This is a genomic window from Streptomyces sp. NPDC031474 (genome assembly GCF_055581185.1).
Window position 1 is genome coordinate 175,165 of record NZ_JBVIJX010000015.1, and the last position, 25,087, is coordinate 200,251.

Annotated in this window: 25 protein-coding genes, 2 tRNA genes and 1 pseudogene; 12 read left to right on the forward strand and 16 right to left on the reverse strand. The window is 71.4% G+C overall.

The features are described 5' to 3' along the window. Nucleotides 1-74 precede the first annotated feature (74 nt). From ACZ5SK_RS30875 to ACZ5SK_RS30900, 6 genes are all read right to left on the reverse strand, one after another. Nucleotides 75-1,313, reverse strand: coding sequence for an HD-GYP domain-containing protein (locus ACZ5SK_RS30875; RefSeq protein ID WP_334577367.1), 1,239 nt, complete (start codon nt 1,311-1,313; stop codon nt 75-77). Then, complete coding sequence (locus ACZ5SK_RS30880) at nt 1,310-2,623, reverse strand: HD-GYP domain-containing protein (RefSeq protein ID WP_334577368.1); 1,314 nt, start codon at nt 2,621-2,623, stop codon at nt 1,310-1,312. Before ACZ5SK_RS30880 ends, ACZ5SK_RS30875 begins: the two co-directional genes overlap by 4 nt. A 123-nt stretch (nt 2,624-2,746) precedes the next feature. After that, nucleotides 2,747-3,049, reverse strand: a complete 303-nt coding sequence (gene rsrA, locus ACZ5SK_RS30885) for a mycothiol system anti-sigma-R factor (protein ID WP_079659765.1) — start codon at nt 3,047-3,049, stop codon at nt 2,747-2,749. Further along, nucleotides 3,046-3,741: an RNA polymerase sigma factor SigR gene (gene sigR / locus ACZ5SK_RS30890; protein WP_334581175.1), complete on the reverse strand. Its 696-nt coding sequence runs from the start codon at nt 3,739-3,741 to the stop codon at nt 3,046-3,048. Before sigR ends, rsrA begins: the two co-directional genes overlap by 4 nt. A gap of 269 nt (nt 3,742-4,010) precedes the next feature. Next, the gene (locus ACZ5SK_RS30895; protein ID WP_334577369.1) at nt 4,011-4,640 is read right to left on the reverse strand and encodes an alpha/beta hydrolase family protein; all 630 of its coding nucleotides are present in this window, start codon (nt 4,638-4,640) and stop codon (nt 4,011-4,013) included. 1 nt (nt 4,641) lies between these two features. Further along, entirely contained in the window at nt 4,642-5,457 is an 816-nt protein-coding gene (locus tag ACZ5SK_RS30900) for an SOS response-associated peptidase (RefSeq protein WP_334577370.1), read from the reverse strand. A 103-nt stretch (nt 5,458-5,560) separates the two neighbouring features. Here ACZ5SK_RS30900 and ACZ5SK_RS30905 point away from each other — a divergent pair, with 103 nt between their 5' ends. From ACZ5SK_RS30905 to ACZ5SK_RS30920, 4 genes are all read left to right on the forward strand, one after another. Continuing rightward, nucleotides 5,561-6,283, forward strand: a complete 723-nt coding sequence (locus tag ACZ5SK_RS30905) for a M50 family metallopeptidase (protein ID WP_334577371.1) — start codon at nt 5,561-5,563, stop codon at nt 6,281-6,283. A 48-nt stretch (nt 6,284-6,331) separates the two neighbouring features. After that, the gene (aroA, locus tag ACZ5SK_RS30910) at nt 6,332-7,681 is read left to right on the forward strand and encodes a 3-phosphoshikimate 1-carboxyvinyltransferase (protein ID WP_334577372.1); all 1,350 of its coding nucleotides are present in this window, start codon (nt 6,332-6,334) and stop codon (nt 7,679-7,681) included. 11 nt (nt 7,682-7,692) lie between these two features. After that, nucleotides 7,693-8,703, forward strand: a complete 1,011-nt coding sequence (gene rsgA, locus ACZ5SK_RS30915; RefSeq protein ID WP_334577373.1) for a ribosome small subunit-dependent GTPase A — start codon at nt 7,693-7,695, stop codon at nt 8,701-8,703. 86 nt (nt 8,704-8,789) lie between these two features. Continuing rightward, nucleotides 8,790-9,113: a DMT family transporter gene (locus ACZ5SK_RS30920; RefSeq protein ID WP_079659776.1), complete on the forward strand. Its 324-nt coding sequence runs from the start codon at nt 8,790-8,792 to the stop codon at nt 9,111-9,113. Nucleotides 9,114-9,128: 15 nt separating this feature from the next. Here the strand turns inward: ACZ5SK_RS30920 and ACZ5SK_RS30925 are convergent, their stop codons facing one another. Then, on the reverse strand, nt 9,129-9,743 hold the full coding sequence (locus ACZ5SK_RS30925; protein WP_334577374.1) for a TetR/AcrR family transcriptional regulator: 615 nt from the start codon (nt 9,741-9,743) through the stop codon (nt 9,129-9,131). A gap of 139 nt (nt 9,744-9,882) precedes the next feature. Between ACZ5SK_RS30925 and hisN the strand changes: the two genes are divergently transcribed. From hisN to ACZ5SK_RS30950, 5 genes and pseudogenes are all read left to right on the forward strand, one after another. Then, on the forward strand, nt 9,883-10,683 hold the full coding sequence (hisN, locus tag ACZ5SK_RS30930; protein WP_334577375.1) for a histidinol-phosphatase: 801 nt from the start codon (nt 9,883-9,885) through the stop codon (nt 10,681-10,683). 201 nt (nt 10,684-10,884) lie between these two features. Then, entirely contained in the window at nt 10,885-11,277 is a 393-nt protein-coding gene (locus ACZ5SK_RS30935) for a CBS domain-containing protein (RefSeq protein ID WP_334577376.1), read from the forward strand. Between the two features lie 166 nt (nt 11,278-11,443). Next, entirely contained in the window at nt 11,444-11,860 is a 417-nt protein-coding gene (locus ACZ5SK_RS30940) for a Fur family transcriptional regulator (RefSeq protein WP_334577377.1), read from the forward strand. Next, a pseudogene (locus tag ACZ5SK_RS30945) lies at nt 11,845-12,103 on the forward strand (ATP-binding cassette domain-containing protein); the annotation flags it as partial. The gene ACZ5SK_RS30940 and the pseudogene ACZ5SK_RS30945, both read left to right, overlap by 16 nt. 277 nt (nt 12,104-12,380) lie before the next feature. Next, nucleotides 12,381-12,548: a hypothetical protein gene (locus tag ACZ5SK_RS30950; protein ID WP_334577378.1), complete on the forward strand. Its 168-nt coding sequence runs from the start codon at nt 12,381-12,383 to the stop codon at nt 12,546-12,548. A gap of 39 nt (nt 12,549-12,587) precedes the next feature. On the opposite strand, the gene ACZ5SK_RS30955 is transcribed toward ACZ5SK_RS30950, so the two are convergent. The 4 genes from ACZ5SK_RS30955 to ACZ5SK_RS30970 all read right to left on the reverse strand — a co-directional run bounded on the left by ACZ5SK_RS30955 (nt 12,588) and on the right by ACZ5SK_RS30970 (nt 18,048). Further along, nucleotides 12,588-12,661, reverse strand: a tRNA-Met gene (locus tag ACZ5SK_RS30955). A gap of 237 nt (nt 12,662-12,898) precedes the next feature. Beyond that, complete coding sequence (locus ACZ5SK_RS30960) at nt 12,899-14,734, reverse strand: tetratricopeptide repeat protein (RefSeq protein WP_361701422.1); 1,836 nt, start codon at nt 14,732-14,734, stop codon at nt 12,899-12,901. Nucleotides 14,735-14,940: 206 nt separating this feature from the next. Further along, a tRNA-Met gene (locus tag ACZ5SK_RS30965) sits at nt 14,941-15,014 on the reverse strand. Nucleotides 15,015-15,054: 40 nt separating this feature from the next. Further along, entirely contained in the window at nt 15,055-18,048 is a 2,994-nt protein-coding gene (locus tag ACZ5SK_RS30970; protein ID WP_334581176.1) for a UPF0182 family membrane protein, read from the reverse strand. Nucleotides 18,049-18,212: 164 nt separating this feature from the next. Here ACZ5SK_RS30970 and ACZ5SK_RS30975 point away from each other — a divergent pair, with 164 nt between their 5' ends. Next, nucleotides 18,213-18,755: a PPA1309 family protein gene (locus ACZ5SK_RS30975; protein ID WP_269460214.1), complete on the forward strand. Its 543-nt coding sequence runs from the start codon at nt 18,213-18,215 to the stop codon at nt 18,753-18,755. Nucleotides 18,756-18,789: 34 nt separating this feature from the next. On the opposite strand, the gene ACZ5SK_RS30980 is transcribed toward ACZ5SK_RS30975, so the two are convergent. From ACZ5SK_RS30980 to ACZ5SK_RS30995, 4 genes are all read right to left on the reverse strand, one after another. Then, complete coding sequence (locus ACZ5SK_RS30980) at nt 18,790-19,884, reverse strand: YlbL family protein (RefSeq protein ID WP_334577380.1); 1,095 nt, start codon at nt 19,882-19,884, stop codon at nt 18,790-18,792. 54 nt (nt 19,885-19,938) lie between these two features. Then, nucleotides 19,939-20,103, reverse strand: a complete 165-nt coding sequence (locus tag ACZ5SK_RS30985) for a hypothetical protein (protein ID WP_173877681.1) — start codon at nt 20,101-20,103, stop codon at nt 19,939-19,941. A 129-nt stretch (nt 20,104-20,232) separates the two neighbouring features. After that, complete coding sequence (locus ACZ5SK_RS30990) at nt 20,233-20,694, reverse strand: molybdenum cofactor biosynthesis protein MoaE (protein WP_334577381.1); 462 nt, start codon at nt 20,692-20,694, stop codon at nt 20,233-20,235. 188 nt (nt 20,695-20,882) lie between these two features. Then, nucleotides 20,883-21,992 (reverse strand): SDR family oxidoreductase, encoded by a 1,110-nt coding sequence (locus ACZ5SK_RS30995; protein ID WP_079659791.1) that lies wholly within the window; start codon nt 21,990-21,992, stop codon nt 20,883-20,885. A gap of 192 nt (nt 21,993-22,184) precedes the next feature. On the opposite strand from ACZ5SK_RS30995, the gene ACZ5SK_RS31000 reads away from it, so the two are divergent. Together ACZ5SK_RS31000 and ACZ5SK_RS31005 are read left to right on the forward strand one after the other, a co-directional pair. Next, nucleotides 22,185-23,657 (forward strand): zinc-dependent metalloprotease, encoded by a 1,473-nt coding sequence (locus ACZ5SK_RS31000; RefSeq protein ID WP_334577382.1) that lies wholly within the window; start codon nt 22,185-22,187, stop codon nt 23,655-23,657. Further along, on the forward strand, nt 23,654-24,169 hold the full coding sequence (locus ACZ5SK_RS31005) for an NUDIX hydrolase (RefSeq protein ID WP_468416146.1): 516 nt from the start codon (nt 23,654-23,656) through the stop codon (nt 24,167-24,169). The genes ACZ5SK_RS31000 and ACZ5SK_RS31005 overlap by 4 nt, the downstream gene beginning before the upstream one ends. Before the next feature lie 158 nt (nt 24,170-24,327). Here the strand turns inward: ACZ5SK_RS31005 and ACZ5SK_RS31010 are convergent, their stop codons facing one another. Beyond that, complete coding sequence (locus ACZ5SK_RS31010) at nt 24,328-25,083, reverse strand: AIM24 family protein (protein WP_319677092.1); 756 nt, start codon at nt 25,081-25,083, stop codon at nt 24,328-24,330. Between the last annotated feature and the right edge of the window lie 4 nt (nt 25,084-25,087).

The window sequence follows — 25,087 nt, forward strand, 5'->3', positions numbered from 1 at the left end:
TGGCCAGTGCCCCCGGACACTCTCTCCCTCGCATCCAACCACGTGTGGCCGGAGGGCCGCTCATTACCCATGGGTTACCCACCCTCGGGCAAGGTCAGACAGCTCCTCGACAGCACTCTGGCCAGCGCCTCCACCACGTCGGGCGCGTACTCCCCACCGGTGCCCAGACGCAGCTCCTCCAGGGCGGTGAGGGGCCCGCCGGGACCAGTACCCTGCACCTTCTCCTCGTACGCGTTGACCACCCTGACTATGCGGGCGGCCACCGGTTGCTCCGGGTAGGGGTCGGCCTGCCGCTCGACGACCGTCGCGACCTCGGCGCCCGCCCCCGTCTGCCGGACGACGGCGCCGCCGAGCAGCGCGATCCGCCGCTGCTCCGCCGTCGGCAGGTCCGCCGTGGCCCCGGCGGGGACCGGGTCGACGAGGCTGAGCTGGCCGATGTCGTGCATGAGCGCGGCGTACTCCAGGACGGTGCGCTCCGCCTCCGGCAGCCCGAGGTCCCGGCCCACGGCCTGGCTGAGGGCGGCGACCCGGCGGGCGTGCCCGGCCGGGGTGTACCCGGCGATCTCGGTGGCGCGGGCCAGGGAGGCGATGGTCTGCCGGTAGGTGGCCCGGACGGCCGCGTAGCGGCGCAGGGACAGCTGGGTGAGCAGCAGCGGCACGGAGAACACGGGCAGCGCCCACAGTCCGACGACGGCCACCGCGAGCGCCATCACCGCGCCCGTCGCACACACCGCCGACCCGATCCCGGGCACGGCGCGCAGTTCGTCGCGCAGCAGCGGGGCGAACGGCCAGCCGGTGCGGGAGTGGGCGAGCACCGCGGCGACCACGGCGTCGCACAGGACGGTCAGGACGAGCAGCGCGAGCAGCAGCAGCGCGTAGGCGGGGCCGCTCCAGCCGTCGAAGACCCCGTGGTTGTAGAGGGGCTGGAAGCAGACGGCGGCGAACCCGACGGCCAGGACCCGGCGGACCAGGTGGTCGAGGACGGGCCCCTGCCCGCGGGCCAGGTGCGGCACGCTGCCCAGCAGGGAGGCGGCGACGACCACCGACACGACCTGCGCGACCCCGTGATGGGTGGGGTGCCCGGCGTGTTCCCCGACGAGCGCGTAGGCCAGTGATCCGGCGGCGCCCAGCGGCGCGGCCTCGCGCAGCCCGGGCCCGCTCCACCGGATCAGCTCGCCCGTGGCGACGAGGATCCCGAAGGCGAGCGCGACGACGCGTTCCTCGATGCATGTCGTGAACGTGACGAGGAGGCAGCCGGCGACGAGGAGGGCGGCGGCGGTGTAGAGGGCGAGGAGGGAGCGGCAGAAGGTCATCGGCGTGCCTCGGACCGGTCGTCGGGGGCCTGGGCGGGCGAGGGCACCGCGGGCCGGGTCTCCTCGGCGGTCACGGCCGGGTGCCAGCCGTCGCGCCCGACGACCCGGGTCAGCGCCGTGACCATCCGGGGGTCGAACTGGGTGCCCGCGCACCGCCGCAGCTCCTCCAGTGCCACCTCCACCGGCCGGGCCCTGCTGTACGACCGGGTCGACGTCATCGCGTCGAAGGCGTCCGCGACGGCGACCACGCGTGCGGACTCCGGGATCTGAGCGCCCACCAGGCCGTACGGGTAGCCGCTGCCGTCGATGCGTTCGTGGTGGTGGAGGATCGCCGAGCGGGCCTCGCCGAGGAAGGAGATGCCCCGGGTGATCTCGTGCCCGTACTCGGGGTGCAGTTCGATCACCCGCCGCTCCTGGGGCGTCAGCGGGCCGTCCTTGCGCAACAGCCGGGTGGGGACGCCGAGTTTGCCGACGTCGTGCAGGATCCCGGCGAAGCGGAGCATCTCGATCCGGCTCTCGGCCATGCCCAGTTCGCGCCCGATCATCATCGAGGCCTGTCCGACGCGTTCGCTGTGCCCGCGGGTGTAGCCGTCCTTGATGTCGACGGCCTGCACCAGCGCGCGGATCGTCGCCTGGTGGGCCGCGCGCTCCCGGTGGTACTGCGCGAACACCCACCACGACACGGCCATCGGGAACAGCACGAGCAGCGCGGCGACGGGCCCGAACGGGCTGCGCCACAGCACGGCCATCATCAGCCCGGCGAGCCCGTGCACCGCGAGCGGCGCCAGGGAGCGCAGGAACAGCTCCCGGCAGCACCGCCGCAGCGGCAGCCCCTCGGCGAGCGCGAGCATCCCGCCGTCGAGGAGGGCGAGCGCGGCGCAGAACACCAGCACGGCCGCGCCCGCCGGCAGCAGTACGCAGGGAAAGTCGGAGCCGACCACGGCGTCCCGCCCGCCGAGTGCTCCGTGCACCTGGGCCGCGGCCCACACGGCGAGTGAGGACTGGGCGGCCCGCCAGAGGCGGCGCAGCAGAAAGGGGCGCTGCTCGACGTGCGAGAACAGCGCCCCGGGCAGCGGGACGAGGGCGGCCGCGGGCGGCGCGAGCAGAAAGGCCCCGGCGAGCAGCACGGGGTGCAGGGCGCCGGCGAACCTGCGCCGGGCGAACTGATCGCCCCCGGCGTACAGGGCGGCGAGCAGGGCGACGGCCCACCAGGGGGTCCGTACGGAGTGCAGCGGCACCACCGTGCAGAGCAGGGCGCCGAGGGCGGCGCAGGCGACGTAACCGCGCGCCCGCGCCGGAATGCCCTCCATGACGCCTCCCCAGCCGTGCCTGTCCGGGCTCAGGAGCCTAGGACGGCCGGGGGCGGGTCCGCGGGCGTATCACCCGCGGATTAGCACATTCGGGTGACGCCGACGCGATCACGGGTCCTGAGGTCAGGACTCCTGTGGCGTGGCGGTCACGTCGTGGTCGGGGACGGCCTGGCCGGAGCGGATCAGGTCGAGCCGGCCCATGACCTTGGCGCGCAGGTCGCTCGGCACGTCGTCATGCCCGCAGCACCGCTTGACCAGCTTCTTCACGGCCTCCTCCAGCCCGTACTTCTCCAGGCAGGGGGAGCACTCCTCGAAGTGGTGCTGGAACTTGTCCCGGTCGAGAGGAGGCATCTCGCTGTCGAGATACTCGTACAGGTGGTCGAGGACCTCACTGCAGTCCGTCTCGTGCGGATCTCCGCAGCTCATGAGCCCGAACCTTTCGCTTCGTTCGACTCTCCGGCGCCGGCCGGGACCAGTCCGCGCTCACGGGCGTAGTCCTCGAGCATGCCGCGCAGTTGACGACGGCCCCGGTGTAGCCGGGACATCACCGTGCCGATGGGTGTCCCCATGATGTCCGCGATCTCCTTGTACGCAAAGCCCTCGACATCGGCGAGATAGACGGCGATGCGGAACTCCTCGGGGATCGCCTGCAGTGCTTCCTTCACGTCCGAGTCGGGCAGGTGGTCCAGCGCCTGCGACTCGGCGGAGCGCAGACCTGTGGACATGTGCGACTCGGCGCGCGCCAGCTGCCAGTCCTCGATCTCCTCGGCCGCGGAGCGCTGGGGTTCGCGCTGCTTCTTGCGGTACGAGTTGATGAAGGTGTTGGTGAGGATCCGGTACAGCCAGGCCTTGAGGTTGGTGCCCTCACGGAACTGGTGGAAGGACGCGTACGCCTTCGCGTACGTCTCCTGCACCAGGTCCTCGGCGTCCGCCGGGTTGCGCGTCATGCGCAGGGCGGCCGAGTACATCTGGTCGAGGAATTCGAGCGCGTCCCGCTCGAAGCGCGCACTGCGCTCGGCGGTGGACTCCATGCCCGTCCCACCGCTCACGCCCTGGCCCTCGGGCAGCTCCGCCTGGCCGTTGTCGGTCCCTGCGTCGGTACCGGTGACCGGACCCACCTCCTCAAGATCGCGGGCAGGACCGAAACCGATCCCACTCGAATCGGAGGATAGACGACTACCCGTGCCCGCCGCCGCTCGAATAGGAGCGGTCTTGGCCGCGTGGAGCACCGTCCAGTCCAGGTCGGCGCGGCTGCTGGCGGTCGGGCAGATGGTCGAACCCATGCGGCGGACTTCCTCTCCCACTGATGTCGGTGCCGGATGTTCAGCACTTCTGTCCGCCTCAACATCGAGCCGCCCTTCCCCATTCCCCGGCCCTGGGGCAGGCCCTAACCCAGTGACGCAATCCACTCGACGACCGAGGCGGTGACGACCTCCAGCGCCTGCTCCTGGGTGATCGAGGCCCGCTTGGGCACGGCGAACCCGTGATCGCCGTAGGGCACTTCGACGAGCTCGTACGCGCCCTCGGGGAACTCCCCCGGCTTGCCGAAGGCGTCGTTGCCGCCCTGGACGACGAGGGTGGGCGCCCCGGCGCCGAGCAGTTCGCCGGCGCGGGACTTCTCCGGTTTGCCCGGCGGGTGGAGCGGGAAGCCGAGCGCGAGCACGGCGTGCGCCCCGAGCTCGGTCGCGGTCCGGCAGGCGACCCGCGCGCCCGCCGAGCGCCCGCCGGAGATCACCGGCAGGCCGGGCCGGGCGACGGCCGGCCAGATCCCGCGCCAGCCGACGTCGAGGGTCTTCGGCGCGGTGGCGACCTTCTTGCCGGCCACCCGCCAGGGCTGCTCCACGAGGGCGACGCTCACCCCGTGCCCCGGCAGCACCGCGGCGAGGGCCTGAAGGTCGCGGGCCTCGATGCCGCCGCCCGCGCCGTGACTGACGGCGAGGACGAGCTTCGGCTTCTCGGCGGGGCGCCAGGTGATGCGGGCGTCTCCCGCGTCCGTGCCGATGATCTCAGTGGTCACGCTAGAAGAGTGTGCCCTCTTCCGGCCCCTCCAGCTCCTTCAGCAGCTCCGGGCCGTTGTTGCGGACGTTGCTGACGGCCGTGGACACCGGGTAGGCGCGCATCAGGCCGGCCGGCTGGGGTTCGAGGAGCGGGCGCAGGTCCTCGACGTCGGTGCGCGCCGGGTCCAGCCAGGCGTCCCAGCGGTCCGGGGTGAGCATCAGCGGCATGCGGGGGTGGATGTCGGCGAGGGCGTGCGGCCCGTCGGCGGGGGCCACGGCGAGCGGGGAGGTCTCCGCCTCGGTCGTGATCACCGAGCACGTCACCCACCAGGACCGCGGATGGTCGTCGGGCAGGGTGCCGTCGCGCCAGAACTCGTACAGCCCGGCCATCGCGAAGACCGAGCCGTCGGCCGGAAGCACGAAGTAGGGCTGCTTGCGCGGCCGCTTCTTCTTCCCCTCGACCTCGAGCTCCCGCTCGTCCTTGGCCGTGACCCACTCGTAGTAGCCGTCGGCGGGCAGGATGCAGCGCCGGGCGGCGAAGGCACGGCGGTAGGAGGGCTTCTCGTGGACGGTCTCCGCGCGCGCGTTGATCATCCGGGCGCCGCCCTCGGGCGTCTTCGCCCAGGAGGGCACCAGCCCCCACTTCAGCTTGCGCAGCTGGCGAACCGGACGCTGGTCGTCGGCGTCCTTCAAGGGACGGTCGAGGACGGCGTAGACCTCCTTGGTCGGCGCCACGTTGTAGTCGGGCTCCAAGGTCTCCTCGGGCTCCCACTTGTCGATCTCAAAGACTCCCGCGAGATCCTCGGGCCTGCGACTCGCTGCATACCGTCCGCACATACGTGCCACACTGCCAGGCCCACCCGTCACCCGACCACCACCCCCCGACGACGGCGCTACCCGCGACCCCTTTCGATCCGACCAGAGGGAGCCACAGCACACCATGGAGAGCACCGCCGCCCTCGCGCTGCCCGACCTGTGGGACCGTCTCGTCGGCACCCAGTCCGACCCGGACCTGTGGGTGGTGATCGCCACCGCGGTCGCGGCTCTCGCGGTCGTCGTCCCGCACAGCCTCTGGCGCATCTCGCGCAACGCCATCACCATCGCCCACGAGGGCGGCCACGGCCTGGTCGCGCTGCTGACCGGCCGCCGGCTCACCGGGATACGCCTGCACTCCGACACCAGCGGCCTGACCGTCAGCCGCGGCAAGCCGCACGGCCTCGGCATGATCCTCACGGCGGCCGCCGGCTACACCGCTCCGCCGCTGCTCGGCCTGGGCGGCGCCGCCCTCCTCGGCGCCGGCCGCATCACCCTCCTGCTGTGGGTGGCGACGGCCCTCCTGGTGGTGATGCTGGTGATGATCCGCAACGCCTACGGCGCCCTGACGGTCCTCCTCACCGGCGGCACGTTCCTGCTGGTGTCCTGGCTGGCCGGCCCCCAGGTGCAGGCGGCCTTCGCGTACGCGGTGGTGTGGTTCCTGCTGCTCGGCGGAGTCCGCCCGGCCTTCGAACTCCAGGCGAAGCGCTCGCGCGGCGGGGCGGGCGACTCGGACGCCGACCAGCTGTCCCGTCTGACCCATGTGCCGGCGGGCCTGTGGCTGTTCCTCTTCCACGCGGTGAGCCTGTGCGCCCTGATGGGCGGCGGCAGGTGGCTGCTGGCCCTGTGACGTCAGCGGCGCCGCACTCGGATGTCGGCCGGAGACTAAAGTGGGCGCATGCCCGTGAACCCCGCACACACCGCCCTCTGGCCCGCCCCGCACGCGAGCGAGGCCGTCGACGCGACGGTCCACGTGCCGGGGTCGAAGTCCGTCACCAACCGCGCCCTCGTCCTCGCCGCCCTCGCCTCCGAGCCCGGCTGGCTGCGCCGCCCCCTGCGCTCCCGCGACACCCTGCTGATGGCGGCCGCCCTGCGCGAGATGGGCGTCGGCATCGAGGAGACCGTGTCGTCCAGTTCCTCCGGCGCGGGCAGCCCCGACGGCACCGGTGAGGCCTGGCGCGTCCTCCCCGCGGGGCTGCACGGACCGGCCACGGTGGACGTCGGCAACGCCGGCACGGTGATGCGCTTCCTGCCGCCGGTGGCCGCCCTCGCCGACGGCCCCGTCCGCTTCGACGGCGACCCGCGCTCCTACGAGCGCCCGCTGAACGGCGTCATCGACGCGCTGCGCGTCCTCGGCGCCCGGATCGACGACGACGACCGTGGCGCGCTGCCGCTGACCGTGCACGGCTCGGGCGCGCTGGACGGCGGACCGGTGGAGATCGACGCCTCCTCGTCGTCCCAGTTCGTGTCGGCGCTGCTGCTGTCCGCCCCCCGCTTCAACCAGGGCGTCGAGGTCCGTCACATCGGCTCCTCGCTGCCCTCCATGCCGCACATCCGGATGACCGTGGACATGCTGCGCGCGGTCGGCGCCCAGGTGGACACCCCCGAGTCGGGCGGCGAGCCGAACGTCTGGCGGGTCACGCCGGGCGCCCTGCTCGGCCGGGACCTGACGATCGAGCCGGACCTGTCCAACGCCCAGCCGTTCCTGGCGGCGGCGCTGGTGACGGGCGGCCGGGTGCTGATCCCGGACTGGCCGGCGCGCACCACCCAGCCGGGTGACCGGCTGCGCGAGATCTTCACCGAGATGGGCGGTTCCTGCGAGCTGGCCGACTACGGCCTGGTCTTCACCGGCTCGGGTTCGATCCACGGCATCGACGTCGACCTGAGCGACGTCGGCGAGCTGACGCCGGGCATCGCGGCGGTCGCCGCCCTCGCGGACTCCCCGTCCACCCTGCGGGGCGTGTCCCATCTGCGCCTGCACGAGACGGACCGGCTGGCCGCGCTCACCAAGGAGATCAACGAGCTCGGCGGCGACGTCACCGAGACCGCCGACGGCCTGCACATCCGCCCGCGCCCGCTGCACGGCGGTGTCTTCCACACCTACGACGACCACCGCATGGCGACGGCCGGTGCGATCATCGGCCTGGCCGTGGCGGGGGTGCGGATCGAGAACGTGGCGACGACGGCGAAGACCCTGCCGGACTTCCCCGACCTGTGGACCGGGATGCTCGGGGCGTCCGGGGTATAGGGACTTTCGCCATGCGCCGCTACGGCAAGCACACCGACGAGGACGACATCCGCAGCCGCCCCAACCGCAAGGGCAACCGGCCTCGTACGCATATCCGGCCCAAGCACGAGGACTCCGTCGAGGGCATGGTCCTCACGGTCGACCGGGGCCGGCTGACCTGCCTCGTCGAGGACCGGGTCGTCCTGGCGATGAAGGCTCGCGAACTGGGCCGCAAGGCCGCGGTCGTGGGTGACCGGGTCGACATCGTCGGCGACCTGTCCGGCAAGAAGGACACCCTCGCCCGCATCGTCCGCATCGCGGAGCGCACCTCGGTGCTCCGCCGCACCGCGGACGACGACGACCCCTACGAGCGGGTCGTCGTCGCCAACGCCGACCAGCTCGCCGTCGTCACCGCCCTGGCCGACCCGGAGCCCCGCCCCCGTCTGATCGACCGCTGCCTGGTGGCGGCCTTCGACGGCGGTCTGACCCCACTGCTGGTGATGACGAAGTCGGACCTGGCGTCGCCGGACAAACTGCTGGAGCTGTACGGCCACCTCGACATCCCGTACGTCGTCACCAGCCGTGAGGAGCTGGAGAACGGCGACGCGGCGGAGCGGGTGCGCGAGCAGCTGGCCGGGCGGATCACGGCGTTCGTCGGGCATTCCGGCGTCGGCAAGACGACCCTGGTCAACGCGCTGGTGCCGCAGGAGCGGCGGCGGGTGACCGGCCATGTGAACGCGGTGACCGGCCGCGGCCGCCACACCACGACCTCGGCGCTGGCGCTGCCTTTGGCGGGCACGGACGACTGGGTGATCGACACCCCGGGCATCCGGTCCTTCGGCCTGCACCACGTCGACCCGTCCCGGGTGATCCACGCCTTCCCCGATCTGGAGCCGGGCACCGAGGGCTGCCCGCGCGCGTGCAGTCACGACGAGCCGGACTGCGCGCTGGACGCGTGGGTGGCCGACGGCCACGCCGACCCGGCACGGCTGTACTCCCTGCGCCGGCTGCTCTCCACGCGTGAGCGCACGGAAGGCGACTGACCACCGCGTTGTTTGCGTGGGCCCGAGCCCGGTAAGTGCATAATCGCACCGAGCCGGACCGGGCCGGACCAACGGAGGGACAGCACATGGCGTGGCTGCTGGTCGTCGTGGCCGGATTGCTCGAGACCGGTTTCGCCGTCTGTCTCAAGCTGTCCCACGGCTTCACCAGGCTCTGGCCGACCATCGCCTTCTGCGCGTTCGCCCTGGGCAGCTTCGGCCTGCTGACGCTCTCCCTGAAGAAGCTCGACGTGGGGCCGGCCTACGCCGTGTGGACGGGCATCGGCGCGGCGGGCACCGCGATCTACGGCATGGTGTTCCTCGGCGACCTGGTGTCGGTCCTGAAGATCGTCTCGATCAGCCTGGTGATCATGGGGGTGATCGGCCTACAGCTGTCGGGCTCCGCTCACTAGCCAGGACACCAGGCGCTACGCCTTGAACTGCCGGTGCAGCGCCCCCCGCACCAGTTCCGCGACCCCGTCCTCTCCCGGCGGCGGCGCGGACAGGCAGGACAGGGCGAGGCGGACGGCGAGTTCGCAGGAGCGGGCCAGGTCGGCGGCGTCGGCCCGGACGGCGCCGGGACCGGAGAGCACCGCCACGGCCCGGTCGCGGACGGCGCCCACGAGGTCGCCGGGAGAGGGCAGCGGCCCGTCCGCCCGCCGCTGCGCCGGCACGGCGGAGGAGGAGGGCACCGCCGAGAGCGTCGGCGCGGGCAGGCGCTCGCTCCAGAAGCCGGTGAGGACGGCCCGCACGAGGTCGTTCTCGCGGGCGGCGGAGGTGGTCCACTCGGCGGTCGCGGTGAGCCGTTCCCGGGCGTCGCCGTGCACGGCCAGCGCCCGCTCGACACCGGCGAGGTACCCGTCGGCCTCGCGGCGGACAAGGGCTCTGGCCAGGCCTTCCTTGCTTCCGAACTCGTTGTACAGCGTCTGCCGGGACACCCCGGCCGCGGCGGCGACGTCCACCATCCGCACCGCGGGCCACGGCCGTTGCTCAAGCGCCTTGAAGGCGGCGTCCAGTAGGGATTCCCGCGCTGCAGGCATCATCGCCTCCCTGGGGCGAGCGGCTTGGTGCCCAAGTTTGACGCGCACGGGGGCACTGTCAAGGGTTCGCGGGGCCCAAGGCGCCTGTCCGCACTCCGGCCGGGTGTGGCCCCGGCCTTCCCCGCCGGATACGGTTCGTCCCATGCCGGACTACCTCGACGACCTCCGTCTCGCGCACGTCCTCGCGGACGCCGCCGACGCCGCGACCATGGCCCGTTTCAAGGCCCTCGACCTCAAGGTCGAGACGAAACCGGACATGACCCCGGTGAGCGAGGCCGACAAGGCCGCCGAGGAACTGATCCGCGGCCAGCTCCAGCGGGCCCGTCCGCGGGACGCGATCCTGGGCGAGGAGTACGGCATCGAGGGCACCGGCCCCCGCCGCTGGGTGATCGACCCGATCGACGGCACGAAGAACTACGTACGGGGCGTGCCCGTCTGGGCCACGCTCATCTCGCTGATGGAGGCGGGCGAGGACGGCTTCCAGCCCGTCGTCGGCGTGGTCTCCGCGCCCGCGCTGGGCCGGCGCTGGTGGGCCGCGAAGGAGTACGGCGCCTTCAGCGGCCGCAGCCTCGCCGCCGCGAGCCGCCTGCACGTCTCCCGCGTCTCGAAGCTCTCCGACGCCTCCTTCGCGTACTCCTCGCTCACCGGCTGGGAGGAGCGCGGACACCTGAACGGCTTCCTCGACCTGACCCGCGAGGTGTGGCGCACGCGCGCGTACGGCGACTTCTGGCCGTACATGATGGTCGCCGAGGGCTCGGTCGACCTGTGCGCGGAACCCGAGCTCTCCCTCTGGGACATGGCGGCCACGGCGATCGTCGTGACGGAGGCCGGCGGCGCCTTCACGGGCCTCGACGGCCGCCCGGGACCGCACAGCGGCAACGCAGCCGCCTCGAACGGCCTGCTCCACGACGAACTGCTGGGCTATCTCAACGAGCGGCACTGAACCTCACTCGTGTGAACATCGGACCGGAGAACCACAGATGAGCGCGTGCGCCCTCAATTGGACACGCGCGCCCTCTTGTTGACCCGCGCTTTACCTGCAACTCTGAGCTCACCCTCATTTGTGAACTTGTGCAGTCCCCGAGAGGCGCCTCCGGCGCCAGGCTCGAACTGCCAGGGATTCGTAGGAGGTGACTCCGAACCCATGCTCGTCCGCGACGCCATGAGCACGGTGGTCCTCACCATCGGCCCCGCACACACACTCCGTCAGGCCGCCGCCCTGATGTCCGCCCGTCGCGTCGGCGCGGCCATCGTCCTGGACCCGGACGCCGGCGGCATCGGCATCCTCACCGAACGGGACATCCTCAACTCCGTCGGCCTGGGGCAGGATCCGGACGCCGAACGCACCGACGCCCACACCACCAACGACGTCGTCTTCGCCGCCCCGACCTGGACCCTGGAGGAGGCGGCCCGGGCCATGACCCACGGCGGCTTCCGCCATCTGATCGTCCTCGACCGCGACGGCCCGGCCGGCATCGTCTCGGTCCGCGACATCATCCGCTGCTGGGCGCCCGCCCGCCAGCAGGTACCGGCCTGAGCACACCCCGAGCACCCGGCCACCCACCGCCCGCCCAGCCACGAGAGCGGCTCTGGATCCAACCCTGGAGCCAATTCTGGAGCAATCTAGACTCAGTCCAATTCAGGATGAGCTCTAAAGTCACACCCATTCGGGACCTGGTCCGGCTGGCTGCTAGGCTGGAATCATGAGTGACCTTCTGGAACGGCTGCGCGGGCGCGGATGGCGTATGACCGCGCAGCGGCGCGTCGTGGCCGAGGTGCTCGATGGCGAACACGTCCACCTGACCGCCGAGGAAGTGCACGCCAGGGCCGTCGTCCGGTTGCCCGAGATCTCCCGGGCGACCGTCTACAACACACTCGGCGAGCTGGTCTCCCTCGGCGAGGTGCTCGAGGTCGCCACCGACAAACGAGCCAAGCGCTACGACCCGAACGCACACCGCCCACACCACCACCTGGTGTGCGCCCAGTGCGGCGCGATCAAGGACGTGCACCCGAGCGGCAACCCGCTGGCCGACCTCCCCGACTCGGAACGCTTCGGGTTCAGGGTCTCGGACGTCGAGGTGACGTACCGCGGCATCTGCCCGGCCTGCGCCGCGGCGTAACACCCTCCCGCGCACCCTCTCGCGTTCGCGGGGTTCGACGCGACGGGTTCCCCAAACGCAGCGCACTAGATCCGACCCGAACCTTCGGCCCGGACCCCGGCGCGGTGGACGCCCTCGGCCCTCTCGAACTGACCGTCGCCCCCCGCGAGTTCACCTGCGTCGTCGGCCCCTCGGGCTGCGGCAAGTCCACCTTGCTGCGCATCGCGGCGGGCCTGCCGCGCCCGAGCACCGGCACGCTGAGCGCGAAGTACAGGGCCCCGGCCCCGCTACAGGTCGCGCCCGACAAGGGCGAGTTCGAACGGGAGAGCCTGGACGTCACCCTCAAGATGCTGCCCACCCCCGAGGCCCTGCCACTGCTGGCCTTCGACATCCGCTGGGTGGCGGGAAGCTTCTCCCCTTCCTCCCACTCCAAGAGCGGCCTGTGGGTGCGGCTGAAGGACGGCGAGACGGCGGCGGACGTCAAGATGTCCGACCGACGGCTCGGCACGATGATCGGCAAGGCTCGGTGATCGCGTACCCCATGGAGAAGGCGCCGCAGCGGCATGGCGGCGGCGTCGACTCTGCCTGGCTCAGATCCACCCCTGCACTCCGCATGGACTGGGAGATCCGCTCCACGCCCGTTCTCCCCGAGTCGAGAACGGTGGACCGCAGACCGTACGAGGAGGCCGTGGGCCACGCACACGACTGAGGGCCGGAACCCTTTCGGATTCCGGCCCTCGGCCTTCAGTAGCGGGGACAGGATTTGAACCTGCGACCTCTGGGTTATGAGCCCAGCGAGCTACCGAGCTGCTCCACCCCGCGTCGATGAATGCAACGTTACGTGAAGCCAACCCACAAAGGCAAATCAATAAGCCGGACCCCCACCCGCACCTACTTTTCACAGGCCGGCCGGCCCTTCCAGCCCGTCCGGCGTTTGAGGACGAGGCCCCTTCAGGGCCGACGGCGGGGGTCTGGGGGCGACGACCCCAGGGCACGGGACCGCACCGGGTTCCGCTCACACCGGCCCAGCACAAGGCACCGCCCCCGCACAGCGCAGCGTCACGCAGACAGCTCTTCCCGCAGCGCGTCCCGCAGCCGTGCCGCCCGCTCGGCCACCTCCCCCGGCCCGAGCGACACCGCCCGGTCCGCCCACCGCTGCCCTTCGGCCAGCTCACCGCGACGCGCGTAGACCAGGGCGAGCCGCAACGCCGCCCGCCCATGCCCGGCGTCGGCCGCCCGCGTCCACCACACGGCGGCCTCGGGCTCACTCCCCTCCCGCGCGAGCAGCAGCCCGAGGTTGAAGGCCCCGTTGCGCGACCCGGCCTCGGCGGCCGTGCGGTACCACCGGGCCGCCTCCACCACGTCACCGCGGGCGGCGGCCAGCATGCCGACCCGCACCTGCGCCCGCCGGTGTCCCTGCGTCGCGGCCCGCTCGTACCACTCCTCGCACTCGGTCTTCTCGTGCACGATCTCCCCGAGCTCGTGCGCCGGCTGCTGCGGCCGCCGCGCGTCGAGCACGGCCGCCAGCCGGTACGCGGCCTCCGCGCTGCCCCCGCCGGCGGCGCACCGCAGATGCCGTTCGGCTTCCTGCTCGTCGCCGTCCCGCAGTCGCGCGATGCCGACCTGCAGCGCCGCCTCGGTGTGCCCGGCGGCCGCCGCCCGCTCGTACCAGCGCAGCGCGACGCTCTCCTCGCCGCGCCCGGCGAAGAGGATCCCGAGGTTGAAGGCGGCGTCGACGCTGCCGGCCTCCGCCGCCTTGGAGAACCATGGCTCGGCCCCGGCGGTGTCGCCGACCTGGAGCAGCAGGATGGCGAGCGCGTTGGCCGCCTCCCGGTGCCCGGCGTAGGCGGCGCGCCGGTACCACTGCTCGGCCTGCGCGGTGCGGCCCTGCTCGGCGCAGAGCAGGGCGAGGTTGTAGGCGCCGTTGTCGTCCCCGGCGTCCATCGCGGCCCGGTACCAGCGTTCGGCGGTCTGGGTCTGGCCGCGCTCGGCGTGCAGCGCGCCCAGGGCGTTCGCCGCGTTGCCGTCGCCGTCCTGGGCGGCGCGCAGCCACCAGATGGCGGCGTTCTCGGTGTCGCCGGCGTCGCGCAGCAGGAACCCGAGCGCGCAGGCGGCCCGCGCCTCGCCGTCCTTGGCGGACGTCAGATACCAGCGCCCGGCCTCCTTCAGCTCGCCCCGCTTCTCCAGGATCGTCCCGAGGTGCAGCGCGGCCCGCCGGTGCCCGCGCGCGGCAGCCTGGCGGTACCACTGCTCGGCGTCCGCCCGCACGCTGTGCTCCTTGGGGTCCTCGCGCTCCTCGTGGTCCCGGTGATCAAGGGCGCGGGCCAGCCGGTACGCGGCTTCCCGGTGGCCGCGCTCGGCGGCGGCCCGCATCCACTGCTCGGCGCCGGGGTCCCCACGGTGTTCCAGCAGGTCGGCGAGGGCGTAGGCGCCCAGCGCATGGCCCTGCTCGGCGGACTGGCGCAGCCAGTACTCGGCGGCCGGCTCGTCCCCGCACTCACGACGGTGGCGGCCCAGGGCGTGCGCGGCCGCGGCGGAGCCGGCGACGGCGGCGACCCGCCACCAGCCGGCGGCCTCGTCGGGGTAGCCGCGCTGGTGGAGGAGGACACCCAGGTTGTTGGCGGCGGCCCGGTCGCCCTCCGCGGTGGCGGTACGCAGATGGGGCTCGGCTCCGTCGAGGTCGCCACGGCGCAGCAGCATGGCCCCGAGGACGCTCATGGCCTCGGCGTCGCCGGCTTTCGCCGCGAGCCGCAGGCGCATCTCCTCGACGGCCTCCCCCGTCTCGACGGCGTCCGCCGTCTCGTCCCGGCTCTCGTCCGGGGTCGCTTCCTCACCGGAAGGCTGCACAAATCGCCCTGTCTCGAACAGAGTTGCCTTGTCCCCCATAACGTCCATCGTCGCACCACCTGCAACCCGGGTACACCTGGTATACCGCGGCCCGTAAGGTCACTTCAGCGTTTTGTCGACATGCCCACAGAGAGACAAGTCAAACACAGATCGCCCAACTCCCCACAGCGGCGCGGCCATCACTCTCCCCGGCACATGCGTTCGCACACCACGAAGGCCCGGATCCGTTTCCGGATCCGGGCCTTCGTTTTCAGTAGCGGGGACAGGATTTGAACCTGCGACCTCTGGGTTATGAGCCCAGCGAGCTACCGAGCTGCTCCACCCCGCGTCGTGTTCCACAACCGTACCACGACGCGGGGCGAACATGATCAGCCGCTGGTTGGACTGGGACTCGGGCTCGGACTGGCCTTACTCCCGGAGCCGCTGCCGGCCCCGCTGCCCGACCCGCCGCTCGGGCTCGCCGAAGCCTTCGGACTCGGGCTGCCGCTCGCCTTGGCGCCCTTGTCGGCCTCCGCCTGCGCGTCCTCGGCCCGCTTCAGCGCGGCCTCAAGATCCTTCTGCGCCTTGGCGTACGCGTCCCAGTCGGGCTTCTTCAGCGCTTCCTGGCCGGCCTGGAACGCCTTCTGGGCGTCGGCCAGCGCCTCCCGGACCGTCGGGTTGCTCGACGTCGGCGGTGGGGTGGTGCCGGTGCCCTCGTCCGTCGGCGGCGGGGTCGCACTCTCCGCGCCGAACACCTTGTTGAGGGCCTCGTCCAGGGTGTCCTCGAAGGCGGTGTTGCCGCCGTAGGTCACCAACACCTTCTTCAGCAGCGGGTACTTGAGCCCGCCACCGCGCACGTAGACCGGCTCCACGTACAACAGGCCGCCGTCCAGGGGCACCGTGAGCAGGTTGCCGTACTCGATGTCGGAGTCGCCGCCCTTCAGGAGTCTGATGGACTCGGCGATGTCCTGTTCGGAGTTGAACTGGCTCTGGACCTGTTTGGGTCCGTCGACCGTCGTGCTCGTCGGCAGTTTCAGGACTCTGATCTTGCCGTAGTCGGGCGTGCCCGCCTCGGAGTCGACCGCCATGAACGCGCTGAGGTTGTCCCGGCCGTTGGGCGTGAACGTCGTCGTCAGCGAGAACGCCTGCGACTTCTGGTCGGGCATCTTCATGCTCAGGTAGTACGGCGGCACCGCGTCGCCCGACTTGTTGCTCGGGTCGTCCGGAACCTGCCACACCTCGCTGCCGCTGAGGAACGTCGTCGCGTCCTTCACGTGGTAGCGGCTGAGCAGTTCGCGCTGGACCTTGAACAGGTCCTGCGGGTACCGGAGATGGGCCATCAGGTCGGCCGAGATGGACGACTTGGACTTCACCGTGCCGGGGAACGCCTTCATCCAGGTCTTCAGGACCGGGTCCTCGGTGTCCCACTGGTAGAGCTTGACCTCGCCGGTGTACGCGTCGACGGTCGCCTTCACCGAGTTGCGGATGTAGTTGACCTGGTTCTGCTGGGCCACCACCGCGCGGTTGTCGTTGGTCGCGGTCAGCGAGTCGGCCGTCGTGTCGCCGAGGGTCGTACGGGAGGCGTACGGGTATCCGTTGGTCGTGGTGTACGCGTCGACGATCCACTGGATCTTGTGGTTCACCACCGCCGGGTAGGCGTCGCCGTCGATGGTCAGCCATGGGGCGACCGCCTCGACGCGCTCCTTCGGCGTGCGGTTGTACAGGATCCGCGAACCCTCGCCGATGGCGCCGGAGTACAGGATCTGCGGCTCGCCGAACGCCACCGCGTACGCGGCCCGGTTGACCGGGTTGGAGAGGTTGACCCCGCTCTTGCCGGTGTAACTGGTGGTCTTCTCACCCGCGTCGTCGGAGTAGTCGATCTCCTTCTGGGGACCGCCGACGATCGAGTACGTGGTCGTCTTCTCCCCGTAGTACACCCGCTGCTCGTAGGTGCCGAGCTCGCCCTCGGAGGGCAGGTTGGACTCGGTGAAGACCGGGCGGCCCTCGGCGTCGGAGGTGGTGCCCTTGGCGGCGACCACGCCGTAACCGTGGGTGTAGCGGAAGTGGTTGTTGATCCAGTTCTGCTTGTCGACGCCCGCGAGGTTCAGCTCGCGCAGACCGATGACGGTGTCCTCGTCGGACCCCTTCACGTTGTAGCGGTCCACGTCCAGGTTGGTCGGGAACGCGTAGTACTTCCGCATCTGCTGGAGCTGCTGGTACGTCGGGGAGACGATGTTCGGGTCCAGGACGCGAATGCTGGCGGCGGCGTCGGCGTCGTCGCGCAGCGTCGTCTTGTCCTTGGTGGTGCTCGTACCCGAGTACTCGGTGACCTGAGCGCCGTCGATGCCGTACGCCTCGCGCGTCGCCTTGAGGTTCTTCTCGACGTACGGGGCTTCCTTGGCCTGCTCGTTCGGCTGGACCTGGAACTTCTGGACGATCGCCGGGTACAGCCCGCCGATGAGGATCGCCGAGAGGACCATCAGGCCGAAGCCGATCACGGGCAGCTGCCAGGTGCGCCGCCACAGGGTGGCGAAGAACAGCAGCGCGCAGATGACGGCGATGCAGAACAGGATCGTCTTGGCCGGAAGGTAGGCGTTGGCGTCGACGTAGCGCAGGCCCGTCCAGTTGTCCGTGGCCTTGAAGTCGCTGGACTTCACCGCCAGGCCGTACCGGTCGAGCCAGTACGCGACGGCCTTCAGCGCGACGAAGACGCCCAGCAGCACCGACAGGTGGCCGGTGGCCGCGGCGGTGGCGCGCGCGCCCGGGCTGGTGACGCGCAGCCCGCCGTAGAGGTAGTGGGTGAGCGCGGCGGCGATCAGGGAGAGGATCGTGGCGGCGAAGCCGAAGCCGAGCAGGAACCGGTACCAGGGCAGGTCGAAGGCGAAGAACGAGACGTCGAGGTGGAACTGCGGGTCCTTCTGGCCGAAGGACACCCCGTTGACCCACATCAGCCAGGTCCGCCACTGACCCGCCGCGGAGGCGCCGGCGATGAGGCCGACCAGGGCGGTGATGCCCAGCAGCAGCCACGTCTTGTACGGCGCGATGCCCATGCGGTAGCGGTCGAGACTCTGCTGCTCGACCGACATCGCGCTCAGCGGCGGCCGCATCCGGTGGGCCAGCCAGATGTTGAAGCCGACCGCGAGGGCCATCAGCAGGCCGAAGACGAAGAACAGCCCGATCTTGGTCCAGAGCGTGGTCGTGAACACCGACGAGTAGTGCACCGAGCGGTACCAGAGCCAGTCCGTCCAGAACCCGGCGAACATGGTGAACGCCATGCCGAGGACGGCAAGGACGCCGAGTGTCATGAGCAGCGTCCGGACGCGCCGGGACGGGCGGCCCACTCTGATCCGCGGCCCCGTGGGGCCTCCGCCGCGGTCCGGCATCTGGAAAGCCAAGGTGCGCACCTCGAAAGTCGCAGTTGATCCGTCAGGCCCGCGTGTTCGTGGACCGTTCGTGGCCCCCCGTGATCGCGGGCCCACACCTATGCAACTTACTCACCGTTTACTCGGTTCCCGATTCCGGCCAGGAACGAGAGAGGATTGTGACCATGTCCAACACTCCCATGGCGGCGAGCCCGCTCACCCGGGCCGTACTCGAGATCGACGAGTACGCCTCCGGCCTCGGCTGGGACCAGCCCGCCCGCCTTTTCGCCCTCGTAGACACCGCTCGGCTGCGAGCCCAGGAACCGTCGCTCGCCGCCCAGCTCGGCCTCCAGGACGAGCCCGAGACCACCGGTCTCACCCCGATCGAGCAGGACGAAGTGCCAACGGACAAGCCGCTCGACGAGTTCCTCGCCACGATCGCGTGGCCCGACGCGGTCGTCGGCTGTGCCCTCACCGTGGAGCGTCTGATGCTGCCCCCGTCCGCCGAGGCGCAGGTCCCGAAGGGCCTGAGCGACGCGAAGCTCACGAAGTGGGTCGCGGAGCACCCCGACCGCCATGAGGTCCGGATGACGGTCGGCGTCCTGCGCGACGGCACCCGTGACTCGGCCCTGCGCCTGCGCGAGAAGGACGCCCCGACGGAGGTCCTCACGGGCGCGGGCCTGGTGCCGGGCCTGGCGGAGGCGCTGTCGGCGACGTTCGCGGAGTAGCCCGCGCGTCGGTCGGCCTACCCGGCCACTTCGCCTACTTCGTCGTGCACTTGGGCAGGTCGGCGGTGTCGCCGCCGCGGATGTCCTTCAGGGCGGTGAGAGCGTCGTCGATGGTGTTCACCTTGACGAGCCTGAGCCCCGAGGGGGTGTCCTTGGCGGCGGCCGCGCAGTTCTCCGCGGGCGTCAGGAAGTACTGGGCGCCCTGACTGCGCGCGCCGACGGTCTTCATCTCGATGCCGCCGATCGGGCCGACCTTGCCGGCGTCGTCGATGGTCCCGGTGCCGGCGACGAACTTGCCGCCGGTGAGGCTGCCGGGGGTGAGCTTGTCGTAGATGCCGAGCGCGAACATCAGACCGGCGCTGGGCCCGCCGACGTCGGCGAGCTTGATGTCGATGGTGAACGGGAAGGTGTGGTCGGTCCCGGCCGAGATCCCGACGATGGCCCGCTTCGTGCCGGTGTCGTCGGAGGTCGCGGTGGTGATGGTGACGTCCTGGGTCTTGGTCGCCGCCCTGTTCGCCTTCTCGGCGGCCGCCTGCTCCTTCGCCGGGACGATCCGGAAGACGACCTTCTCCCCCGGCTTGTGCTTGGTGACCAGCTTCGCGACGTCACCGGGCTCCTTCACCGCGGTGCCGTCCACTGCCTTGATCACGTCACCGGCGTGCAGTCTGCCCTCCGCCGGGGAGCCCTTCACGACGGTGGAGACGATCACCCAGGACGTCACCGGGATGTTCAGCTCCTTCAGGGCGGCGACCTTGGCGCTCTCCTGGGACTGGCTGAACTCCTCGGCGTTCTCCTGGGTCGACTGCTCCTCGGTCTTGCCGTCCGGGTACAGCGTGTCGTGCGGCACGACCTTGTTGTCGTGCGCGAGCCAGCCGTAGACGGCCTCGACGAGGTTCATGCGGTAGTCGGCGCTGGTGACCCGCACCGTGGTCATGTTCAGGTGGCCGCTGGTCGCGTACGTCTTGCGCCCGGCGATCTGCAGTACCGGCTCGCCGCCGTGATCGCCGAGCGTGTTCACCGTCGGCCCCGGGGACATCTCCGCGTACGGCACGGGGATGAGTACGCCCGCGCACAGAAGCGCGATCAGCATCAGGGTGGAGGCGAGCATCGTCGCGGTGCGGCGTGGCATGCCTCGACAGTACGTGACGCGTCTGTCAGCGCACCGTCAGGGCTGCCACCCGGGTCACGTACGCGAGTGGGGCTTCTCCATGGCCGCGCGGAAGCGGGCGTATCCGTCCAGTTCAGGGCCGTCGCTGCGGGCCTTCCGGGTCCGGTTGGCCCAGCTTCCCCACAGGCCGGCGCCGATCGCGGCGACAAGCGGAATCAGCAACCAGGCGAGCGCAGCCATGCGGACCTCCCAACCCCGATGTGCCACCACAACTGACTGATCAGCAGATTAACCATCCGCACTGACAACGCTCACGGCAGGGGGCCGGTTACGCAACTGGACGGTCGCGGTCGCAAACCGTGGCGGGGCTCAGCAGGCCCCCACCCACTCCTCGGTACCGTCCGAGAACTTCTGGTGCTTCCAGATGGGCACCTCGTGCTTGAGGTCGTCGATCAGCTTCCGGCAGGCCTCGAAGGCCTCCCCGCGGTGCGGACACGACACGGCGACGACGACGGCGAGATCACCGACGCGGAGGTCCCCGATCCGGTGCACTGCGGCCAGCGCCCGCACCGGGTACTCGGCGACGACCTTCTCCGCGACGCGCCGTATCTCCGCCTCGGCGCTGGGATGGCACGAGTACCCGAGCGCGTCGACGTCGACGCCCCCGTCGTGGTTGCGCACGGTGCCCACGAACAGGGCCGTCCCACCGGCCGCGTCGTCCCCGACGGCCCTGAAGACCTCGTCCAGGGAGAGCGCGGTGTCACGAACGGCGATCAGCTTGATGGGATCCTGCGCTGTCTGCTCGCCGGGATGGTCGTCGATGGCTGCCATACCCCCATCGTGCCGCACCGCGGGAAGCAGGCGAAACAGCGAGATCGCCGGGCACACACGCGTGCCCCTTCGGAGCGTCCTACGACTCTCCGCCCGTCCGCAGCGGGGGTCCGGGGGCGGCAGAGCCCCCGGGGGCCGGGACGGGTAAGGGCGGCGGGGGCGAACAACGGCCCGCCCGCCCCCCGCGCTCACCGCCGCCGGGCCTTCCGGGCCCGCCGCACCACGGCGGCCGCACCCAGCAGAGCGACCGTCGCCCCCGCGGCCCCCGCAGCCGTCGCGTCCTTGCGCCCCAGCCGCCGCCCGACGACCGTGTGCCGCCCGGACACCTCCTCCAGCAGCTCCGCGAGCACCTCCTCGTTGGTCCACTGCGGCCGCCACCCCGCGTCGTGCAGCCGGCTCCCGCTCACCACCCAGGGGTACATCGTGTACGCCAGGTCGCCCGCCGGAGACGGCGTCAGCCCGATCCGGTGCAGCCGGGCCGCGGCGCCCAGCGCGACCGCGGACGGGAGCTCCATCCGCCGGATCCCGCTGAGCTCCTCGACCTCCTCCTGCTCCAGCCACCCGTCACAGCCCACGGCCAGTTCGCCGTCGACCTTCTCCAGGACGGCGTACTCCAGAGCGCCCACCAGGTCCTCGACGTGGCAGAACTGCCAGGCCGGCCGCGACCCGGCGACGACCAGCAGCCGCGGCGACTCGAAGTACCGCGTCAGCGCCGTGTCGGTGCCTCCGACGAGCACCGCGGGACGCACCACGGTCACGTTGAGCCCCGGATGCGCCCGGGGCGCACGCCGGGCGAGCCGTTCGATTTCCAGGAGGTCGCCGACGCCGGTGGCCTCGGCCGTCGCCCGCAGCTCCGCGTCCTCCGAGAGCGGCAGCTCGTTGTCCTCCAGCGCTCCGTAGACCATCGCGGAGGTGCACAGCACGACGCGATGCACCCCGGCCGCCGCGGCGGCCGTCAGCACGGTCTGCGTACCGCGCACGTTGTAGGCCGTCCGGGCGGCGGCGTCACTCCCCAGGTCGAGGTCGAGCGCGAGGTGGACCACCACGTCCGCTCCGCGGAGCTTTTCGGCGATCGCAGGGTCGCGGACGTCGAGGATGTGCCACTGTGCCGCGTCGCACTCGCCTCGCCGCTCGTCGATGGCGACGACCTGCTTGACCTCCTCGGACGCGGCGAGCCGCTCGGTGAGCAGCGCGCCGACCCCGGTCGCGGCGCCGGTCACGGCGACTACGGGTCCGCGCGCACCGCCCGGGGTCGATCGGTTTCGCGCTGCGCGAACCTGCGGATCTGGGGAACTCACCAGGTGTCTCCAGCGGTTGTCTTGGCATACGGGCGCGAGTGACGCGTACGTACCAGTGGCATCCATCCTGCCGCAGGCAAGGAGTCGGCGAAGCACCGAGGCCCGATCGAGCCGGGGTGTCTACGCTGGGTGGTGTTGCAGGGCAGTCGCCGCCGGCCGAGAAACCGGTGGCCTTACCAGCCGAGGAACCCCGTGAGTGACACCCCATTCGGATTCGGCCTTCCGCCGGAGGAGCCGGAAGACGGCGACGAGGGCAAGAAGAAGGACTCGCAGAGCGGCGGTGGTCAGGGACCGGCCAACCCGTTCGGTTTCGGCGGGTTGCCCGGCGCCGGAGGCTTCGGCGGCCCGGGCGGTCCGGGCGCCGACAATCCGCTCGCCGCGATGTTCGGCTCACTGAACCCCAACGACCTGGGGGCCGCGTTCCAGCAGCTGGGCCAGATGCTCTCCTACGAGGGCGGCCCGGTGAACTGGGACATGGCCAAGCAGATCGCCCGCCAGACGGTCTCCCAGGGCACCTCCGACGGTGTGAAGGACGCGAGCGTCGGCCCCTCCGAGCGCACCGCGGTCCAGGAGGCCGTCCGTCTGGCCGATCTGTGGCTGGACGACGCGACGTCCCTGCCGTCCGGCGCGGCCTCGGCGGTGGCGTGGTCGCGCGCGGAGTGGGTCGAGGCGACCCTGCCCGCGTGGAAGGAGCTCGTCGACCCGGTCGCCGAGCGCGTCGGCGCGGCCATGGGCGATGTCCTGCCGGAGGAGATGCAGGCCATGGCCGGCCCGCTGATCGGCATGATGCGCTCCATGGGCGGCGCGATGTTCGGTTCGCAGATCGGGCAGGCCGTGGGCGTCCTCGCGGGCGAGGTCGTCGGTTCGACCGACATCGGTCTGCCGCTCGGCCCGGCCGGGCGTGCCGCGCTGCTGCCGGTGAACATCGAGGCGTTCGGCAAGGACCTGGGCGTGGCGAAGGACGAGGTGCGGCTGTACCTCGCGCTGCGTGAGGCCGCCCACCAGCGTCTGTTCGCGCACGTGCCGTGGCTGCGCTCGCACCTGTTCGGCGCGGTCGAGGGCTACGCGCGCGGGATCAAGGTCGACACGGCCAAGCTGGAGGACGTGGTCGGTCAGTTCGACCCGCAGAACCCCGAGCAGTTGCAGGAGGCGCTGCAGCAGGGCATGTTCCAGCCGGAGGACACCCCGGAGCAGAAGGCCGCCCTGGCCCGTCTGGAGACGGCCCTGGCGCTCGTCGAGGGCTGGGTGGACGCGGTGGTGCACGCCGCCGCCAAGCCGCGCCTGACGTCCGCCGACGCCCTGCGTGAGACGCTGCGCCGCCGGCGCGCGACGGGCGGTCCCGCGGAACAGACGTTCGCGACGCTGATCGGTCTGGAGCTGCGCCCGCGCCGCCTGCGGGACGCCTCCCGTCTGTGGGCCTCGCTGACGGACGCGCGCGGGGTGGACGGCCGGGACGCCCTGTGGGCCCACCCTGACATGCTGCCCACGGCCTCCGACCTGGACGACCCGGACGGCTTCGTGCACCGCGAGCACATGGACTTCTCCGAGTGGGACAAGATGCTCGGCGAGGCGGCGAGCGGCGGCCCGGGCGAGAAGCCGAACCTGAAGAAGGACGACGGCGAGCACGACTCCGGACACGACTCCAAGGGTGACGACACCGAGTGAGCCTGTACGACGACGCGGCCCTCGTCCTGAAGGAGTACGAGGGCCAGGAAGAGCTGCGCCAGACCTACCTGGACCATCTCGGGACGCATCCGGACGGCATGTGGAAGGCCTGCGGGGACGGGCACATCACGGCGAGCGCGCTGGTGATCGACCCGGAGCACGGGCGGGTGCTGCTCACGCTCCACAAGAAGCTGCGCAAGTGGCTGCAGATGGGCGGCCACTGCGAGCCGGTCGACGCGACGCTGGCAGCCGCGGCCCTGCGGGAGGGCACCGAGGAGTCGGGCGTCGCTGGGCTGGCTCTGCTGCCCGGCGGCCCAGTGCGCCTGGACCGGCATCTCACGCCGTGCGCCTGGCACTTCGACGTCCAGTACGCGGCGCTCGCTCCGGCGGGGGCCGTGGAGGCCATCAGCGACGAGTCGATCGACCTGCGCTGGTTCCCCTACGCCGAGGTGGCCGAGGTCGCCGACGAGTCGGTCGTCCGACTGCTGGAAGCCACCCTCGCACGGCTGTGAGCCGGCACGGGTAAGGGGCGACCTTCCGGGTGGCCGCCCCTTACGTTTGCTTTCCGGACGGTTCGGCAGCGCCCCAAAGGGGCGCGGGGAACTGCGCGGCGGCCACGACGGGCCCGCGGCCGATCGACGGGCCCATCGCGGCGCTACCGGCGGAGCGCTCAGCTCCAGACGTTGCCCTGGTTCTGACCGCGCGCCCCCTGCTGTCCCATGCCGTACTGGGCGGCCAGACCGGAGCCGATCGCCGCGTTCTGCGGCGGCAGCAGCTCGCTGGGCTGGACGAGCGCGTAGCCGGTGCCCATGAAGCTGAGCTCCCAGCCCTCACCGGTGTTGCCACGCCGGCGCCACACCCCGGAGGAGTGCGTCTGGGCCTGCATCTGCACCCGCAGCCCGGTCGACCAGGCGACGATCGCGTCGGCATCGCAGTTGACGTACTTGTCGGGCGTGACCTGCATCATCAGGGGCGCGCCCGAGGTCATCAGGGCGACCCGGCCGCGGCCGGTGATGTTGAGCTGGTACTTCCCGGACCCGGAGATGCCGTACTGGCTGTCCACGGCGATGACGTCGTAGTGCAGCGAGGAGTCCATGGCCAGCACATAGCTGCCGTCGACGGTCAGCCCGTCCTGCTCCACATCCATCAGGTGGATGTGCTGGGCGAGGTTGGCGAGGTAGACCGTGCCCTGCCCGTGGCAGCGCATGAGGTCCAGGCCCTCGCCGGTGTACGCACGCGCGCGTCCCTGCTGGTTGCTCTGGTACTCGGCGTCGAACTCCATCAGGCCCTGGTAGGCGACCATCGTGCCCTTGCGGGCGAGGATGTCGTCGTGGCCCTCCAGGGTGACGCGGAGCATCTGCTTGTTCTGCAGACTCCAGCGTTCCTGGGTCTGCGAGTCGTTGTGCGCGAAAAGTGGGCTCTGCATGGCG

Coding starts and splice junctions, on each gene's coding strand:
- ACZ5SK_RS30875 (WP_334577367.1), bottom strand. CDS start 1,313: ATGACCTTCTGCCGCTCCCTCCTCGCCCTCTACACCGCCGCCGCCCTC.
- ACZ5SK_RS30880 (WP_334577368.1), bottom strand. CDS start 2,623: ATGGAGGGCATTCCGGCGCGGGCGCGCGGTTACGTCGCCTGCGCCGCC.
- rsrA (WP_079659765.1), bottom strand. CDS start 3,049: ATGAGCTGCGGAGATCCGCACGAGACGGACTGCAGTGAGGTCCTCGAC.
- ACZ5SK_RS30900 (WP_334577370.1), bottom strand. CDS start 5,457: ATGTGCGGACGGTATGCAGCGAGTCGCAGGCCCGAGGATCTCGCGGGA.
- ACZ5SK_RS30905 (WP_334577371.1), top strand. CDS start 5,561: ATGGAGAGCACCGCCGCCCTCGCGCTGCCCGACCTGTGGGACCGTCTC.
- aroA (WP_334577372.1), top strand. CDS start 6,332: ATGCCCGTGAACCCCGCACACACCGCCCTCTGGCCCGCCCCGCACGCG.
- rsgA (WP_334577373.1), top strand. CDS start 7,693: ATGCGCCGCTACGGCAAGCACACCGACGAGGACGACATCCGCAGCCGC.
- ACZ5SK_RS30920 (WP_079659776.1), top strand. CDS start 8,790: ATGGCGTGGCTGCTGGTCGTCGTGGCCGGATTGCTCGAGACCGGTTTC.
- ACZ5SK_RS30925 (WP_334577374.1), bottom strand. CDS start 9,743: ATGATGCCTGCAGCGCGGGAATCCCTACTGGACGCCGCCTTCAAGGCG.
- hisN (WP_334577375.1), top strand. CDS start 9,883: ATGCCGGACTACCTCGACGACCTCCGTCTCGCGCACGTCCTCGCGGAC.
- ACZ5SK_RS30935 (WP_334577376.1), top strand. CDS start 10,885: ATGCTCGTCCGCGACGCCATGAGCACGGTGGTCCTCACCATCGGCCCC.
- ACZ5SK_RS30940 (WP_334577377.1), top strand. CDS start 11,444: ATGAGTGACCTTCTGGAACGGCTGCGCGGGCGCGGATGGCGTATGACC.
- ACZ5SK_RS30950 (WP_334577378.1), top strand. CDS start 12,381: ATGGAGAAGGCGCCGCAGCGGCATGGCGGCGGCGTCGACTCTGCCTGG.
- ACZ5SK_RS30960 (WP_361701422.1), bottom strand. CDS start 14,734: ATGGACGTTATGGGGGACAAGGCAACTCTGTTCGAGACAGGGCGATTT.
- ACZ5SK_RS30970 (WP_334581176.1), bottom strand. CDS start 18,048: ATGCCGGACCGCGGCGGAGGCCCCACGGGGCCGCGGATCAGAGTGGGC.
- ACZ5SK_RS30975 (WP_269460214.1), top strand. CDS start 18,213: ATGTCCAACACTCCCATGGCGGCGAGCCCGCTCACCCGGGCCGTACTC.
- ACZ5SK_RS30980 (WP_334577380.1), bottom strand. CDS start 19,884: ATGCCACGCCGCACCGCGACGATGCTCGCCTCCACCCTGATGCTGATC.
- ACZ5SK_RS30985 (WP_173877681.1), bottom strand. CDS start 20,103: ATGGCTGCGCTCGCCTGGTTGCTGATTCCGCTTGTCGCCGCGATCGGC.
- ACZ5SK_RS30990 (WP_334577381.1), bottom strand. CDS start 20,694: ATGGCAGCCATCGACGACCATCCCGGCGAGCAGACAGCGCAGGATCCC.
- ACZ5SK_RS31010 (WP_319677092.1), bottom strand. CDS start 25,083: ATGCAGAGCCCACTTTTCGCGCACAACGACTCGCAGACCCAGGAACGC.